We start from the raw sequence: 15,645 nt of genomic DNA, 5'->3' as shown, positions 1-15,645 counted from the left end.
CCCTCTGGAATGTCCCATGCCCACGACCCGGCCGGCCGCGACGCCCGAGTCACGGTCGACACCTCACGACCGCTCGGGAGGATCAGCGACGATGTCTACGGCCACTTCCTCGAGTCCGCGTTCTTCGGCAACATCGAGGGGGGTGTGTTCGACGAGGGCTCGCCCCTGTCGGTGAGCGAGCCTGGGCTGCTCAACGGGGTCCGCCGTGACGTCGCGGACCTGGTCCGAGACCTCGCTCCCGGCCCGATCCGCTGGCCGGGAGGCAACTTCACGTCCGGTTACCGTTGGGAGGACGGGATCGGCCCGCGGGACGACCGCCCGACGCGCCTCGATCTCGCCTGGGGCGACGTCGAGACCAACCGCTTCGGTACCGACGAGTTCCTCGCCTGGACCGAGGAGGTCGGCGCGGAACCGTACCTGGTCCACTCCTGCCGGGACGTCGACGAGGCGGTGCGATGGGTCGAGTACACCAACGCCACCAGGGACACCGCCCTCAGCCGGATGCGCCGGAGGAACGGGCGGAACGAGCCGTGGAAGGTCCGGTACTGGGGCGTCGGCAACGAGGTCTACGGACCGTGGCAGATGGGGCATCGGACCGCAGAGGAGTACGCCGCCGCCGCTCGCGAGCATGCCCGGTTCATGCGGCTCGTCGACCCCGATCTCAGGCTCGTCGGGGTCGGGATCCCCTGGGACCAGGAGTCCTGGACCCGCCCGCTCCTCGAGCAGGCCGGGCAGTACCTCGACCAGCTCTCGCTGCACCTCTACGGCGCGACCACGCACCTGTGGACGGGGGACGACTACGAGAACACCGTGGCGCAGTCGCTGTACTTCGAGCAGGAGATCAACACCTACTCGCACCTGGTGACCACGCTCGCCCATCAGAGCGGTCTGGCCAGCCCGCCACAGCTCGCCCTCGACGAGTGGACCATGCGCCACCTCGAGCCCACCGACTGGCCCGCCCCACTCGCGGGTGACGACGGTGGGATCGCGGCCCGTGACATCGGCGACGTCGACGGCTGGCCCTCCGGGCTCCGCGTGAACCGGTGGAGCCCACGCACCATGGGAGATGCCCTGTTCAGCGCGGGGGTCCTCCACGCCATCCACCGCACGGTGGGCCACGCCACGCCGGTCACGATGGCGAACCCGGTGAACCTCGTCAATGCCAATGGACTCGTCGTCGCCCGCCCGGGTGGCGCATTCGGTTCGGCGCTCTACCACGTGTGGCAGCTGTACGGTCGCCATCTCGGCCGCACCGTTCTGCCCGCTGAGGTCGACGGTCCGTCGCGCACCGCGTCGGTGCCACTGGGCGACAACCGGGAGCCGTCCGGCCGGCTCAGGTCCGCGACCATGACCGTGCCGTACATCGACGTCTCGGCAACCCGCGCCGACGACGGCACCGTGCGCCTCGCCGTGATCAACCGCCACCGCGACGAGTCCATCCGGCTGCACCCGGTGTTCGACGGCCGGGCCGATGGCACACCCCGTTCGGCGAGGCTGCTCGCCGTCGGCGCGGACGCCGCGGTCACGGCGGCGAACAGCCTCGCGGAGCCGGACGTCATCGGCGTCCGGGACCTGGGCACCGTCGAGACGCGGGACGGCGGCTGGACGATCGCGCCGCACTCCGTGAGCGTGCTCACGTTCGACCTCCGGGGGCACTGACATGCCGCGCCCGAACATCCTGCTCATCAGCACCGACCAGCAGCGGTTCGACATGGTCGGCGCGTACGGCAATCCGGCCGTGTCGACGCCCAACCTCGACCGCCTCGCCGGGCAGGGCGTGCTCTTCGAGAACTGCTACGTCCAGAACCCCGTCTGCGCACCCTCGCGCGCAAGCCTGATGACGGGACGGTACGTCTCCGCGCACGGCCTCCATGCGAACGGCGTGGACCTGGCCGGCCACGAGGAGCTGTTCTCCCGGCGCCTCGCCGACGCGGGCTACGACTGCGGGCTGGTCGGCAAGCTACACCTCGGCGCCTGCTCCGATGGGCGCGACGAGCCGCGACTCGACGACGGCTTCCGGGTGTTCCGCTGGGCGCACGACCCGTACCCCGGGTCGCCCGACAACGCCTACCACCTGTGGTTGCAGGACCACCACCCGGACCTGTACACGACTGCCCTGCACGAGCGCGGGCTGTTCGACAGCATGCCGACCGAGGCCCACTACAGCCACTGGATCGGCGAGGAGACGATCGACTTCCTGCGCTCGTCGCGGCTGCGCGACAAGCCGTTCTTCTTCGTCGCGAACTTCTTCGACCCGCATCACGGGTTCGGCGCGCCCGAGGAGTACCTGCGCCGCTACGACGATGTCGAGCTGCCACCGATCGTCACGCGCGACGGTGAGCTCGACAGCAAGCCGCCGATCCAGGCCGAGGCCTCGAAGGAGTCCTATGGCGGGCACGCACCCGGCTACACCTCCTACACCGACGAAGCGTTGCGGGACGTACGCAAGGCCTACTACGCCATGGTCTCCCTCGTCGACGACGAGGTCGGCCGCATCCTCGGCGCCCTCGAGGACGAGGGCCTTGCCGACAACACCATCGTCGTCTTCACCAGCGACCACGGTGAGATGCTCGGCGATCACCAGCTCATGCTCAAGGGACCGTTCATGTATGAGTGCGCGGTGCGCGTCCCGCTCATCATCCGGTGGCCCGGCGTCGCGGCGCCGGGTGAGCGCCGCAGTGAGCTCGTGCAGTGGGTCGATCTCGCACCGACGTTCGTGCAGGCCGCCGGCCTGCCGATCCCGCCGACGAGCCAGGGTGCCGGTCTCGAACGACTGATCCGGGGCGGTGACCCGGACTGGCGCGACTGGGCGATGTGCCAGTACCGCGACAGTGGGCACCCCTACGACCCGCCGGTGCACGTGACCATGTTGCGCCACGACCGGTGGAAACTCGTGGTCCACCACGGCCCGCCGGCGACCGCCCGCGCATCCTCGGGTGAGCTCTACGACCTCGAGGCCGACCCGGACGAGCTCACGAACCTGTGGGACGACCCGACGTCACGAGCGACCCGCAGCGCGCTGCAGGGCAAGCTCATCGACGTCCTGGTCGCGACCGAGGACCGGAGCAATCCCCGGCTGGCCCCCTGGTGAGCCCTCGGACCTTCACGACAACCTCAACGATCGGGATCCGTCATGCGCCGACTGCTCAGTATCGCCATCGCTCTCACCACGCTGGCCGGCACGCCGTCACCCGGTCACGACCACACACCAGGTCAGGAGACCATGGCCACGTACACGAACCCGGTGTCCGCGAGCTTCACCCGGAACTTCGCCGACCCCACGATCATCCGCGGACACGATGGCTACTGGTACGCGTACGCGACCAACGGTCGCCGCTACGAGGGCGACCAGAAGCAGAACATGATGATCAGCCGGTCCGCCGACCTGGTGAACTGGGAGTGGGTGGGCCCGGTGTTCACCCCCGAGACGATCCCGACCTACGACGGCAAACCTGCCGATGCCAACCGCCAGTTCTGGGCACCGGAGATCGCCTATCTGGACGGGCGCTACGTCCTCTACTACTCCTACGTCGTCCAGGCGCCCGGCACCCCGTGGCGGACGGTGGCGGCGGCGACCGCCGAGCACCCCGCGGGGCCGTGGACGGACACCGGTGAGGTGGTCGTCGGCAACGAGACCTGGGAGGTGCGCCCGGGAGTCACCGAGATCCGCAACAACATCGACCCGGAGTTGGTGACGACGCCCGACGGCACGCGCTACCTGTACTACGGATCGGTGCAGGGCGGCGTGCGGGTCGTCCGGCTGTCGGCGGACGGCCTGCGCGCCGACGGCGAACCGGTGCAACTGACCGACGCCCACCGCTACGAGGCGCCCTACGTCGTCCATCGGGACGGCTACTACTACCTGTTCCTGTCGGTGATCGGCGGATGCTGCGCCGGCGCCGCCTCCGGATACCCAATCATGGTGGGCCGCTCGGTGGAGCCGACCGGCCCCTTCCTCGACCGGGACGGGCACACCGTGGACGGACCACAAGGGGGCGGCACGCCGGTGCTGGCGCCGAACGGCAACGAGTTCGTCAGCACCGGCCACAACGCGATCGCCACCGACCTGTCCGGCCAGGACTGGATCGTCAGCCATGCGACGGACCGGTTCGATCCGTATGTCGCGGGCACCGAGAACGCGCGCGGCCTCGCCCTCACGAGACTGGACTGGATCGACGGTTGGCCGGTCGGCAATGCCGGGGCGGGGATGCCGTCGGGACCGGTGGCGGGACCGAACAACGACGCGTACGTCAGTGACGCCTTCGAGGTCGACCTCGCCGGCTGGGAGGCCGCGGATGGGTGGCAGCACCGTTGGGGAGCGACCGGCGGGTATGCCCATACGGACGCCGCCGCGCCGCTCGTCTCGACCGTCTCGGTCGAGGGCGACCTTCGGGCCCGCGGTCTGGTGCGCCTGGCCGCCGGGGACGGCGGGCAGGCCGGCATCTCCCTCCCGGCGCACGGCCGTCATCGCCTGAGCGTGTCCATCGACCGCGCCTCGTCACAGCTGGTGTTCTCCGGCCTGCACCGGCGCGGCCCCGGCGTCGTGGCCGCCGCGGCACTCCCGGCGAACTTCGACTACGAGACCTGGCACGAGATCGAGGTGACCGTGTCCGGCCGCCACCTGCGGGCGTCCGTCTCGGAGTCCGGCCAGTACGACCCGGTCGCCGAGATCTCGGTCGTGCTGCCGGACGCCGCACGCTCGGGGCCGGTCACGTTGCACGCCGACGGGAGCGACGCCGACTTCGACGACGTCACGGTCGCACGGCTGTACACCCCGGTCACCGAACAAGCGGCCGACCCAGTGGTCGGGGCACTCGACCCGGCCCACTCGGACGAGTTCACCGACGGCCCCGGCGCGGACTGGACCTGGCTGCGCGACCCCGCGGCGAACGTCGGCGACGGGCAGTTCCGGTTCGACGTCCAGCGATCGACCCTGATCGACCGGCGCCCCCAGGCGGACACCTTGCCGTCACTGTTGCTGCGGGACCTGCCGGAGGGCACCTGGACGGCGGAGACCAGGGTGACCATCCCGTTCGGGAACTCCATCCCGTACGGCTGGCCCCAGGCCGGGCTGATCGCCTACGCCGGCGACGACGAGTGGGTCGAGCTGGCCTACACGACCCGGGAGTCACGCCGGTTCGTCGCGTTCGCGACGGAGACCAGCAGGGGCGGGCCGGTCGCGTACGGTCATGCCGCTCTGGGCCCGAGCCGCGACACGATGTGGCTGCGCCTGCGGCACACCGTCGCCGAGAACGGCGAGCATCTCTATCGCGCGGCGATCAGCATGGACGGCGACCACTGGGTCTGGCATGGCACGCGCACGCTTCCGGCGGGCCCGCAGCCCCAGGTCGGGCTCGTGGCGCAGGATCTGGCCGAACGGGCCGATCAGCCGTCCATCACCGCGCGGTTCGACTGGTTCCGCGTGTACCGCTGAGGGACCCGGCGGCCGGGCGCCGGAGACCGGGTCCGGCGCCACGCGGCTCACGTCAGGAGGAGGCCGATCCCGAGCGTGACCAGGCCGGCGATCAGGGACGCCGCGCCGAGGTAGAGGATGGCGATCCAGCGGCTCGGCCGCTCCCGCCCCTTCCCCATGGCGGAGAAGAAGAAGCCGGCGGGCATGGCGATCGCGGCCACCAGTACCCCGGTGCCGGCGAGCCATCGCCAGAAGCCGGCCAACGCCGTCGCCTCGGTCAGCAGGAGGCAGACAAGACCGAAGACGATCAACACGCCGGCGTGGGCGTGCCCGGCGCGGAAGAACGCGGTCTGGAAGGGCGTGGCCGGCACCGTGCCGCTGACGACCTTGACCAGGAAGTAACCACCGCTGGTGACGGTGACGGCGGCGAGGATCGCCACACCGGCCGTCGAGGTGGCGGCCTGGGACAGCTCGATCATGGTGATCATCCGATCTGCACGAAGTTTGCTAACAGTGTTATCTAACGCTGTGAGAAAACCTCTGTCAAGGCATATGATCGAGCGATGGCCCGGCCCCGCATCCACGACGACGTCCTGCGCACCCGCCTGCTCGAGCACGCCTCGCGGGCGCTCTCCGAGCACGGCGCGGCCAGCATGTCCCTGCGCACGGTGACCGCCGCGGCCGGCACCACCACGGCCGCCGTCTACACCCTGTTCGGCAGCCGCGACGGGCTGATCGCGGCGGTGGTGGACGAGGGCTTCGAACGGTTCGGTCGGCACCTGGCGGCGGTGCCACGCACCGACGATCCCGGGTCGGACCTGTTCGCGCTCGGGCTGGCCTACCGTGAGAGCGCGTTGGCCGACCCGCACTTCTACCGGGTGATGTTCGCCGCCGAGGTCGTTCCCCGGCTCAAGGACACGTTGGCCGAGCCGACGTTCGGGGTGCTGCGTGACGCCGTCGCCCGGCTACCGGCCGGGGCCACGGGCGGCGAGGGTCCCGACCAGATGGCGCTGCGTCTGTGGGGCCTGGCACACGGGCTGGTCAGCCTGGAACTGGCCGGCCTGCTCCCGGGCGACGCCGCCGAGCACGCGCACCGCTACGCCGAGGCGTTGCGGCCAGCCCCGGCGCGCGGGTGAACGACCCCGCGCGCCGGGGGTCGCTCAGGCCTCGACGACGACGGGGATGATCATCGGACGGCGGCGCAGCCGGGTCGAGGCCCAGCGGCCGACGACGCGGCGGATGACCTGCTGCAGCTGATGAGTATCGACGTTGCCGCCGGCGGTGGCCTCGGTCAGCGCCTTGGTCACCTCGGGGACGATCTCGGCGAGCTTCTCGTCCGCCTCGGCCACGCCGCGGGCGTGCAGTTGCGGGCCGGAGACGATCTTGCCCGTCGAGGAGTCCACCACGGCGAAGATCGAGATGAAGCCCTCCTCGCCGAGGATCCGGCGGTCCTTCAGTTCGGCCTCGGTGACCCCGCCGACGGAGGAGCCGTCCACGTACACATAGCCGCACGGCACCGCGCCGGCGATGCGCGCCTTGCCCTTGATCAGGTCGACGACCACGCCGTCCTCCGCGAGCACCACCCGCTCCGGCGGCACCCCGGTGGAGACGGCGAGCGCCCCGTTCGCGACCAGGTGGCGGATCTCCCCGTGCACCGGCATCACGTTCTTCGGGCGCACGATGTTGTAGCAGTACAGCAGCTCGCCTGCGGAGGCGTGCCCAGAGACGTGCACGCGCGCGTTGGACTGGTGCACCACCTTCGCACCGAGGCGGATCAGGCCGTTGATGATTCGGAACACGGCGTTCTCGTTGCCGGGGATCAGCGAGGACGCCAGGATCACCGTGTCCCCCGGGCCCACCGAGACGCGGTGGTCCCGGTTCGCGATGCGCGAGAGCGCCGCCATCGGCTCACCCTGGGAGCCGGTGCACATCAGCACCACCCGGTCGTCGGGCAGGTCGTCGATCTTCTTGACGTCGATCAGAACGCCGTCGGGCACGTGCAGGTAGCCGAGCTCGGCGGCGATCGTCATGTTCCGCACCATCGACCGGCCCACCAGCGCCACCCGGCGCCCGTGGGCGTTCGCGGCGTCCAGCACCTGCTGCACGCGGTGCACGTGCGAGGAGAACGAGGCCACCACGATCCGGCCGTCGGCCCGGGTGAAGACCCCGTCCAGGACCGGACCGATCTCCCGTTCGGCGACCGTGAAGCCGGGCACCTCGGCGTTGGTGGAGTCGACCATGAACAGGTCGATGCCCTCCTCGCCGAGGCGGGCGAAGGCGCGCAGGTCCGTGATCCGCCCGTCCAGGGGCAGCTGGTCCATCTTGAAGTCGCCTGTGTGGAGCACGGACCCGGCCGACGTCCGGATGGCCACCGCGAGCGCGTCCGGGATCGAGTGGTTCACGGCCACGAACTCGAGGTCGAACTGACCGAAGGTGCGGCGCTGGCCCTCCGAGACCGCCTGCAGGTTCGGGGTGATCCGGTGTTCCTTCAGCTTCGCCTCGAGGAACGCCAGCGTGAGCTGGGAACCGACCAGCGGGATGTCGCGCCGCAGCCGCAGCAGGTAGGGCACGGCTCCGATGTGGTCCTCGTGGCCGTGCGTGAGCACGATCGCCTCGATGTCGTCCATGCGGTCGGCGATGTAGTCGAAGTCCGGCAGGATCAGGTCCACGCCGGGCTGGTGGTCCTCGGGGAACAGGACCCCGCAGTCGACGATCAAGAGCTTGCCGTCGTGCTCGAAGACGGTCATGTTGCGGCCCACCTCGCCGAGCCCGCCGAGGGGCACGATGCGCAGGGCGCCGGGCGCGAGCGGCCCGGGGAGTTGGAGATCGGGGTGGGGATGGCTCATCTAGTGACTTCCTCAAGTAGTCCATGGGCGCGCAACACGGCGCGCAGGTCAGAGATCTCGGCGGCGCTCGGCTGAACGAGCGGCAGACGGACGGTGGCCTGGCCGATGACGCCCTGGAGCGCGAGCGCGGCCTTGGCCATCACCGCACCCTGCCCGCCGCCCATCAGTGCGTCCAGGACCGGCCGCAGCCGGGCGGACAGGTCCCGTGCCGTGGCGAGGTCGCCCTCGTCGACCGCGCGGACCATGTCCACGTAGCCCCGGGCGGTGACATGCCCGACCACACTGACGACGCCGGAGGCGCCGTGGGTCAGCCAGGCCATGTTCAGGGCGTCGTCGCCGGAGTAGAACTCCAGGCCGGTGCGTCGCATCCGGTCGAAGCCCTGGGCGACGTCGCCGGTGGCGTCCTTGACGGCCTTCACCCGCGGATGCTCAGCGAGCCGATCGAGGATCTCGTCCCCGATCGAGACACCGGTCCGGCCTGGGATGTCGTACAGCATGACCGGCAGGTCGACGGCCTCGACGACGGTGTGGATGTGCTGGTAGACGCCCTCCTGGGAGGGGCGGTTGTAGTACGGGCTGACCACGAGCAGGCCGTGCGCTCCGGTCCGTTGCGCAGCCTCGGCGATCCGGACGGCGTGCGCCGTGTCGTTCGAGCCGGCACCGGCGATGATCATCGCCTCCGCACCGACCTCCTCGACCACGGCCTCGACGAACTCGTCCTTCTCCGGCTGGTGGGTGGTCGGGGACTCACCGGTGGTCCCGTTCAGGACCAGGGCATCGCAGCCCGCGGTCACCAGGTGCCGAGCGAGTCGACGGGACGACGGGATGTCGATGCTGCCGTCGGGGTTCATCGGGGTGACCATCGCCACCGAGACGGACCCGAACGTGCGCGATGGGCTCAGGCTGGGCATGGGATGACGGTACCGCTTGCACGCCTGCGCGGCGGCATCGGACCGCCGGTGGGGCCATCGCCGGGAACCGGTGGACCTCGCCCCGGCCGGGACCGCCTAGCCTGGGAGGATGACTTCGCAGAACCACGCGGGACACTCCCACGGCCTCACCGCCGACGTCTCGGTGCGCCCGTCCCTGGCGGAGGACGCCGACACCCTCGGCGCCATCCAGGTCGCGGCCTGGCGTGCGGCGCACGCCGAGGTCCTCCCGGCACGGGTGCTCGACGGGCTCGAGCCGGAGGTGTTCGCCGCCGCCTGGGGCGCGGCCATCAAGGCACCGCCGACGGCGAAGCACCGGATGCTGACCGCGTGTGCCGGTCCGGAGGTGGTCGGGTTCGCGGCCCTCGCGCCGGCCCCCGAGTCGACGGACACCGGCGAGGTCGTCGCCCTCTACGTGGACCCAGCGCACCTGCGCGAGGGCCACGGCTCGCGGCTGCTCGCCGCCTGCACCGACATCCTGGGGAGCACCGGCGCGAGCCACGTCCGCACCTGGGTGCTCCACGGCGACGCCTCCCGCGAGGACTTCCTGAGCACCGCCGGGTTCGAGCCGATCGGGGTCCGCCGGGTGCTCGAGGTGGCGGGCACCCAGGTGCCCGAGGCCGCCTGGACCGCCACGCTCTGAGGCGTCCGAACGCCGCGGCCGACCCCGGCCGGTGCGCCCGAGGCGACGATCGCCGTCGGGCATCCGGCCCCGCCCTAACCGAGCACGCCCGCCACCCCTGCCCGGCCCGCCGCGAGCAGGTGCTCGCGGACCGGGCCCCAGCACGCCAACCGCTCCCGGACCACCGGGTCGGTCTCGTCGGCGAGCGCACGCTCCCGGGCCCGCTCGAGCAGGTCGTCGATCGCGAGCGGCAGGCCGGCCCGGGCCGAGGCGATCGCAGCCTCGACCATGACCAGGCTGAGCACGTTCTCATGGATGTGGCCCCGCGGGCCGGCGACCCGCGGCGCCTCGAGGGCGGCCAGGAACGCGTCCCAGGCACCGGCGATGCCCGACCTCGCGGCACCGTGGTCCGCGGCGTGGCCGGACGGGGGCACCTGCGGGCCGACGTCGGGCACGGGGTCGGACTCGCCGTCCCAGAGCACCGTGCCGTGGGTCCCGTTCAGCCGCCAGGACCCGTTCCACGAGGTCTCGGCACCGTCGCTGCACCAACTCGCGTTGTAGGTGTACTGGGCGCCGGAGTCCATCTCGAACGTCGCGACCGCTGCGGCGTCCCCGCGGTACCAACTCCAGGACGGGTTGAACGAACGGCAGAACACCGAGACGGGTTCCGCGCCGAGCACATAGCGGGCGGTGTCGAACGGGTGGATCGCCATGTCCAGGAGCAGCGGGTGGTCCATCTCCTCCCGAAAGCCGCCGAAGTGCGGCGCCCGGTAGAAGTCCGTCTGCAGGATTCCCAGGTCACCGAGGACGGTTCCGTGGGCCACGAGCGCGTCCACGTGGGGGTTGTACCGACGCGACTGGCTGACCAGCACGAGCCGTTCGTAGGCCTCGGCCCCGGCGCACAGGGACAGGGCCTGCGCCACGGTCTGCGCGGCGGGCTTCTCTCCGATCACCGCGCAGCCGGATCGCAGCGCGATGGCCGTGACCGGGTGGTGGGCCGCCGGGATCGTGGCATCCATCACCACGTCCGCGCCGGTGGTCGCGATCAGGTCGGCGAGGTCGGCGACGTCGGTGCGGACCTGCACGCCGGGCGAGTCGATGCTCCGGGCGGCCGCGGTTGCTGCCGCCAGGTCGACGTCGAGGATGCCGACCACCCGGGCGCCCGGCGTCCCGGCGATGGTGGCGATCCACTTGCGGCCCATGTTGCCCGCGCCCGCCACCACGACCCGGCGCTCGGTGGCGGAGGTCATCGCACCGGCTCGGGCACGCTCGTGCGGCCGGACCAGTCCTGCTGCTCCCCCACCCGCACCAGGCCGGGCAGCGACCGCTCGGAGACCTCGGGTCGGGCCCAGGCGACGGCGTTGGCGACCACGCGCCGGACGTCGCGGTGGTGGTACACGGGGTACTCCTGGTCACCGGGCGAGAAGTAGAAGACCTTCCCGCGGCCGCGACGGTACACGAGACCGCTGCGGAAGACCTCTCCCCCGGCGAAGGTGCTCAGGAACACGGTCTCGTCGGGCACCGGGACGTCGAAGAATTCGCCGTACATCTCCTGCGCGTCGATCACGATCGGGTGCGGCACCCCGGCGGCGATCGGGTGGTCGGGTGCGACTGTCCAGACCAGCTCCCGCTCGGCGTCGTTGCGCCAGGTGAGGCTGCAGGTGGTGCCCATCAGCCGCTTGAAGATCTTCGAGAAGTGCCCGGAGTGCAGCACCACCAGACCCATCCCGGCCAGGACGTGCTGCTGGACCCGGTCCACGACCTCGTCGGAGACCTCCCGGTGCGCCTTGTGCCCCCACCACGTGAGCACGTCGGTCTCGGCGAGAGCCGCCTCGGTGAGGCCGTGTTCCGGGTCGTCCAGGGTGGCGGTTCGGACCTCCACGGGCACCTGCGCCTGCTCGGTGATGCCCGCGGCGATCGCCCCGTGCATCCCGTCGGGGTAGAGCGCCGCGACGTGTTCCTCGAGCTGTTCGTGGCGGTTCTCGCCCCAGACGAGCACGCGGAGCGGGGTGTCGGACTCGGTCATCGGTGGTTCCCTTCGGATCGTTGACTGGGCGGGCTCGCTCAGCCCTTGATGGCGCCGATCATGACGCCGCTGGAGAAGTGCTTCTGGACGAACGGGTAGACGATCAGGACCGGCACCATGGCGAGCACCACGACGGCCATCTGGATGGCCAGGCCGGCCGTCTGACCGCCGTCGAGGCTGGATGGGTCGAAGGTGGTGCCCGGCACCGCCTGGCCCTGCAGGACGTACGAGCGCAGGACCAGTTGCAGGGGCCACTTGGCGGAGTCGTTGATGTAGAGGACGGCGTTGAAGAACGCGTTCCAGTAGGCGACGCCGTAGAAGAGGCCGACCACCGCGATCACCGCCTTGGACAGCGGCAGCACCATCTGGCCGAGGATCCGCCACTCACTCGCCCCGTCGATCCGCGCGCTGTCGAGGATGCCGCGGTCGATGTTCATGAAGAAGTTCCGCATGATCAGGATGTTGAACGCCGAGACCGCGGTGGGCAGGATCAGCGCCCAGAGCGAGTCGATCAGCCCGAGGCCCGCCACCACCAGGTAGGTCGGGATCATCCCGGCGCCGAAGAACATGGTGATGAGCAGCATGAACAGGATCGGGCGGTGTCCGAGGGACCCGGGACGTGAGAGCCCGTACGCGGTGAGGATCGCCACCGCCAGGCTCAACGCCGTCCCGACGGCGGTCACCAGGACACTCACCCCGACCGCACGGGTGACGACCCCGCCCCGAATGATGTCGGTGTAGGCCTTGACGGTCAGTTCACCAGGCACCAGGACCAGACCACCGGCGTCGTTGATCGCCGCCTGCGTGGACAGGCTGGTGACCACGACGGTCCACAGCGGTACCAGGACCGCCAGCACGATCACGGTGAGCGCGGTCGTCTTGGCGGTTTTGGCGACCGGTCCCGGCTCCGCCTCGTAGGGCGGCCGATCGGGGTGCCGACGGCGGTGCCCGGGTCCGCGTGCCGCGGAACCTCCCGCCTCGCTCACCCGGGCGGACGTTCTGGGGACTGTCGTGGTCATCGTTGGTACACCCCTGCCTCACCGAACACATGCGCGATCTTGTTGGCACCCAGCACCAGGATCAGGCTGACGGTGCCCTTGATCAGGCCGGCCGCGGCGGCGTAGCTCCAGTCGCCGTAGACGATGCCCGAGTAGTAGACGAAGGTGTCGAGCACCTCCGCAGCCCCGGCGCCCACGGCGTCGCGCTGCAGGATCAGCTGCTCGAACCCGACGGTGAGGGCGTCGCCGAGCCGGAGGATCAGCAGCAGGATGATGACCGGGCGCAGCGCCGGCAGCGTCACGTGCCAGATCCGCCGCCAGGCGCCGGCGCCATCGACCGCGGCCGCCTCGTACTGCGAACGGTCCACCGTCGACAGTGCCGCGAGGAACACGATCATGCCCCAGCCGGCGTCCTTCCAGACCTGCTGGGACGTGATCAGCAGCAGGAACGTGTCCGGGTTCGTCATGATCTCGACCGCCTCGAGGCCGCGGGACCGCAGGAACTGGTTCACCAGCCCGGCGCCGCCGAGGATCTGCTGGAAGATCGAGACGACGATCACCCACGAGAAGAAGTGCGGCAGGTACACGATCGACTGGATCGCGGTGCGCACCCGCTTCGTGAGCACACTGTTCAGCAGGATCGCCATCGCGATCGGCACCGGGAAGAAGAACACCAACTGGAACCCGGTGATGATCAGGGTGTTCTGGACCGCGTGCCAGAACCGGGGGTCGGCGACCACCCGCTGGAAGTTCCACCAGCCCACGAAGTCCGAGCCGAGGATCCCCACGTAGGGCGAGTAGTCCATCCACGCGATGACGTTGCCGAGCATCGGTGCGTACATGAAGACCGCGAGCAGGATGACCACCGGCAGACACATCAGCAGGAGCGGGTAGTCCTCGCGCAGCCGGGCACGCATCGGGCGTTTGCGGCGCGGCGAGGTCGGCACCTGGGGCGCCGGCGCGGCGGCCCGCTCGCGCCGCCGCGCCGCCTGCGGGGCAGCCGTCACTGCTCGTCCAGGTATTCGGCGTAGAACTCGCGCAGCTGCTCACCACCGGCCGAGCGCCAATTCTCGATCGCGCCGTCGAGCTGGGAGATATCGGCGCGGCCTCGCGCGATGTCCATCTCGAGATCGATGAAGGGCTGCTCGAGGGCGCCGAACTCCGGCGGCTCGACGATCTGCTGGGTGTAGAACACCGGGTCCACGGCGTACTCCATGACGCCGGCCATCCAGGTGGCGAAGTCCTCCACATAGGAGGGGTACTGCACCTGCGACGCCACGATCGGTGGCCGCGTGATCCACGTGTAGGTCCGGGCGACCTCGCGCAGCCCGGTCTCGGTGAGCGTGGGCACGTTCGCCTCGTCGCGCTCGTGGTGCACGCCCTCGGCGCCGTACTCGAGCAGCATCTGCTCCTTCGTGCCGAAGGGTGCCGCGAAGTAGTTCGCGAGGGCGAGCTGTTCCTCCAGCCGCTCGGTGTCGTCGGTCCTCTTGATGAAGGTGAACAGGTTCGACGGCGTGCCCTTGTAGATCACGGGCGTTCCGCCGTCGCCCGCGAACGCCGGGACCGGCTGCTGGTTGTAGCCGGGGTTGCCGGCGTACGCCTCCCGGGTGGCGCTCAGCCAGCCACCTGCGCCGTCCGGGGTGAGGACGACCTCGCCGGAGATGAACCGCTGCCGGGCCTGCTGCTCGTTGCCGGCGACCGCATCGGGGTGGACCACGCCGGCCGCGAACAGTTCCGCCTGGAACTCCAGCGCCTGCCGGTAGGCCTCGCTCTCCACGCGGTGCACCAGGTTGCCGCCCTCGAGGAGCCACTTGTCCGGTACCCCGAACATGAGCTGTGCCCCCGCCCACATGTCGTTCATGGCCCAGCGGTTCGCCCCGGGGTCGGTCAGGTCGAGCGCAAGGTCGAGGAACTCCTGCGCGTTCGTCGGCGCGACCTCGATGCCGAGATCGGTGGTCAGGTCGTGCCGGTAGAAGATCACCGAGTTGATCAGGTCACTCGGATAGGGCAGTCCGTAGAGCTTCCCGTCGAAGACACAGCAGCGCCACGCCTCGGAGGAGATGTTGGCCAGGTTCGGGTACGCGGTGATCTTGTCCCCGGCGAGGTACGGAGTCAGGTCGGCGAACAGGTTCTCGGCGGCCTGGCCGAATCGAGGCGGCAGGGTCCAGGAGGGGATGGTGACGAAGTCGGGCACGCTCGACTCCGCGGCCAGGACCGCCTGGAGCTTCTCGCCGTAGGCGTTGCCGTCGGTGATCTGGAACCGGAAGTCGGCGTTGATCTCCTCGTTCACGGTGACCATGTAGCTGTTGTCCGGCAGGCCTGGGGGCACCGTGGACCACAACGGGGTCATCGCGGTGAACGAGCTGCCGCGGCCGGGGACCTCGTCCACCGACGCCACGAACTCGTCGGGGAAGCTCAGGTACCCCGGGGTCGAGCCGTCGACACTCGGGAAGTCCGGGGTCACGATGTCCCGCGGGATGTAGTCCGGGATGACCGAGTCGACGTCGACCGCTCCGCCTCCGGAGGGGCCGGCGTCCGGGCCGCCGGGACCCGAGCCGCAGGCCGCGAGCAGGGGCACCGACGCGGCGCTGCCTGCGGCCAGGGTGAGGAACGAACGCCGAGCGATGCGCGGCCGCTGGTGGGGATTCATCTGTCGATCACCTTCACTTCGTCGTGGCGTGGGGTTGGTACCGCCTGACCGTCACCTGGACTGTCGAAGCGGTTCGCTCAGTCTGCAGTCGCCATGTAATCTTGTCAAACAAGTTCTCCCGCAAGCCAAGATCTCCCCCTGTATTGCGCGAAGGAGCGAAC

The 15,645-nt window shown here is 70.4% G+C and carries 13 protein-coding genes; 5 read left to right on the top strand and 8 right to left on the bottom strand.

Annotated features, from left to right (window positions below):
* The first annotated feature begins 9 nt into the window (after nucleotides 1-9).
* Genes EXU48_RS16690 through EXU48_RS16680 form a run of 3 tightly spaced genes read left to right on the top strand, consistent with a single transcriptional unit; the run spans nucleotide 10 to nucleotide 5,434 of the window.
* On the top strand, nucleotides 10-1,659 hold the full coding sequence (locus EXU48_RS16690) for an alpha-L-arabinofuranosidase C-terminal domain-containing protein (RefSeq protein WP_133108824.1): 1,650 nt from the start codon (nucleotides 10-12) through the stop codon (nucleotides 1,657-1,659).
* 1 nt (nucleotide 1,660) lies between these two features.
* Nucleotides 1,661-3,091, top strand: coding sequence for a sulfatase-like hydrolase/transferase (locus tag EXU48_RS16685; RefSeq protein ID WP_133108823.1), 1,431 nt, complete (start codon nucleotides 1,661-1,663; stop codon nucleotides 3,089-3,091).
* A gap of 42 nt (nucleotides 3,092-3,133) precedes the next feature.
* The gene (locus EXU48_RS16680; RefSeq protein WP_133108822.1) at nucleotides 3,134-5,434 is read left to right on the top strand and encodes a family 43 glycosylhydrolase; all 2,301 of its coding nucleotides are present in this window, start codon (nucleotides 3,134-3,136) and stop codon (nucleotides 5,432-5,434) included.
* A gap of 47 nt (nucleotides 5,435-5,481) precedes the next feature.
* Here the strand turns inward: EXU48_RS16680 and EXU48_RS16675 are convergent, their stop codons facing one another.
* On the bottom strand, nucleotides 5,482-5,901 hold the full coding sequence (locus EXU48_RS16675; RefSeq protein WP_235857085.1) for a hypothetical protein: 420 nt from the start codon (nucleotides 5,899-5,901) through the stop codon (nucleotides 5,482-5,484).
* A gap of 75 nt (nucleotides 5,902-5,976) precedes the next feature.
* Here EXU48_RS16675 and EXU48_RS16670 point away from each other — a divergent pair, with 75 nt between their 5' ends.
* Nucleotides 5,977-6,549: a TetR/AcrR family transcriptional regulator gene (locus tag EXU48_RS16670; protein WP_133108821.1), complete on the top strand. Its 573-nt coding sequence runs from the start codon at nucleotides 5,977-5,979 to the stop codon at nucleotides 6,547-6,549.
* Nucleotides 6,550-6,573: 24 nt separating this feature from the next.
* Here EXU48_RS16670 and EXU48_RS16665 read toward each other — a convergent pair whose 3' ends face one another.
* Nucleotides 6,574-8,259: a ribonuclease J gene (locus EXU48_RS16665; protein WP_133108820.1), complete on the bottom strand. Its 1,686-nt coding sequence runs from the start codon at nucleotides 8,257-8,259 to the stop codon at nucleotides 6,574-6,576.
* Nucleotides 8,256-9,170, bottom strand: coding sequence for a 4-hydroxy-tetrahydrodipicolinate synthase (dapA, locus tag EXU48_RS16660; RefSeq protein WP_133108819.1), 915 nt, complete (start codon nucleotides 9,168-9,170; stop codon nucleotides 8,256-8,258). The genes EXU48_RS16665 and dapA overlap by 4 nt, the downstream gene beginning before the upstream one ends.
* 109 nt (nucleotides 9,171-9,279) lie before the next feature.
* Here dapA and EXU48_RS16655 point away from each other — a divergent pair, with 109 nt between their 5' ends.
* Complete coding sequence (locus EXU48_RS16655; RefSeq protein WP_133108818.1) at nucleotides 9,280-9,831, top strand: GNAT family N-acetyltransferase; 552 nt, start codon at nucleotides 9,280-9,282, stop codon at nucleotides 9,829-9,831.
* A gap of 74 nt (nucleotides 9,832-9,905) precedes the next feature.
* Here the strand turns inward: EXU48_RS16655 and EXU48_RS16650 are convergent, their stop codons facing one another.
* The 5 genes from EXU48_RS16650 to EXU48_RS16630 form a co-directional block, all read right to left on the bottom strand.
* A complete protein-coding gene (locus EXU48_RS16650; protein WP_133108817.1) occupies nucleotides 9,906-11,060 on the bottom strand; it encodes a Gfo/Idh/MocA family protein in 1,155 nt (384 codons plus the stop codon).
* Entirely contained in the window at nucleotides 11,057-11,836 is a 780-nt protein-coding gene (locus tag EXU48_RS16645; protein ID WP_133108816.1) for a ThuA domain-containing protein, read from the bottom strand. Before EXU48_RS16645 ends, EXU48_RS16650 begins: the two co-directional genes overlap by 4 nt.
* 38 nt (nucleotides 11,837-11,874) lie before the next feature.
* Complete coding sequence (locus EXU48_RS16640; RefSeq protein WP_133108815.1) at nucleotides 11,875-12,855, bottom strand: carbohydrate ABC transporter permease; 981 nt, start codon at nucleotides 12,853-12,855, stop codon at nucleotides 11,875-11,877.
* Nucleotides 12,852-13,751 (bottom strand): ABC transporter permease, encoded by a 900-nt coding sequence (locus EXU48_RS16635; protein WP_133108976.1) that lies wholly within the window; start codon nucleotides 13,749-13,751, stop codon nucleotides 12,852-12,854. Before EXU48_RS16635 ends, EXU48_RS16640 begins: the two co-directional genes overlap by 4 nt.
* Nucleotides 13,752-13,837: 86 nt before the next feature.
* Nucleotides 13,838-15,484: an extracellular solute-binding protein gene (locus EXU48_RS16630; protein WP_133108814.1), complete on the bottom strand. Its 1,647-nt coding sequence runs from the start codon at nucleotides 15,482-15,484 to the stop codon at nucleotides 13,838-13,840.
* Nucleotides 15,485-15,645 lie beyond the last annotated feature (161 nt).

It is taken from the genome of Occultella glacieicola, assembly GCF_004353825.1.
Lineage (GTDB): Bacteria > Actinomycetota > Actinomycetes > Actinomycetales > Beutenbergiaceae > Occultella > Occultella glacieicola.
The sequence above is the reverse complement of the archived record's forward strand: the minus strand, read 5'-3'. Positions and strand labels throughout refer to the sequence as shown.

What these genes read in the sequence shown, in the direction of transcription:
- EXU48_RS16635 (WP_133108976.1), bottom strand. Translation starts at nt 13,751, where the DNA reads ATGCGTGCCCGGCTGCGCGAGGACTACCCGCTCCTGCTGATGTGTCTG.
- EXU48_RS16685 (WP_133108823.1), top strand. Translation starts at nt 1,661, where the DNA reads ATGCCGCGCCCGAACATCCTGCTCATCAGCACCGACCAGCAGCGGTTC.
- EXU48_RS16640 (WP_133108815.1), bottom strand. Translation starts at nt 12,855, where the DNA reads ATGACCACGACAGTCCCCAGAACGTCCGCCCGGGTGAGCGAGGCGGGA.
- EXU48_RS16675 (WP_235857085.1), bottom strand. Translation starts at nt 5,901, where the DNA reads ATGATCACCATGATCGAGCTGTCCCAGGCCGCCACCTCGACGGCCGGT.
- EXU48_RS16690 (WP_133108824.1), top strand. Translation starts at nt 10, where the DNA reads ATGTCCCATGCCCACGACCCGGCCGGCCGCGACGCCCGAGTCACGGTC.
- EXU48_RS16650 (WP_133108817.1), bottom strand. Translation starts at nt 11,060, where the DNA reads ATGACCTCCGCCACCGAGCGCCGGGTCGTGGTGGCGGGCGCGGGCAAC.
- EXU48_RS16665 (WP_133108820.1), bottom strand. Translation starts at nt 8,259, where the DNA reads ATGAGCCATCCCCACCCCGATCTCCAACTCCCCGGGCCGCTCGCGCCC.
- dapA (WP_133108819.1), bottom strand. Translation starts at nt 9,170, where the DNA reads ATGCCCAGCCTGAGCCCATCGCGCACGTTCGGGTCCGTCTCGGTGGCG.
- EXU48_RS16655 (WP_133108818.1), top strand. Translation starts at nt 9,280, where the DNA reads ATGACTTCGCAGAACCACGCGGGACACTCCCACGGCCTCACCGCCGAC.
- EXU48_RS16645 (WP_133108816.1), bottom strand. Translation starts at nt 11,836, where the DNA reads ATGACCGAGTCCGACACCCCGCTCCGCGTGCTCGTCTGGGGCGAGAAC.
- EXU48_RS16670 (WP_133108821.1), top strand. Translation starts at nt 5,977, where the DNA reads ATGGCCCGGCCCCGCATCCACGACGACGTCCTGCGCACCCGCCTGCTC.
- EXU48_RS16630 (WP_133108814.1), bottom strand. Translation starts at nt 15,484, where the DNA reads ATGAATCCCCACCAGCGGCCGCGCATCGCTCGGCGTTCGTTCCTCACC.
- EXU48_RS16680 (WP_133108822.1), top strand. Translation starts at nt 3,134, where the DNA reads ATGCGCCGACTGCTCAGTATCGCCATCGCTCTCACCACGCTGGCCGGC.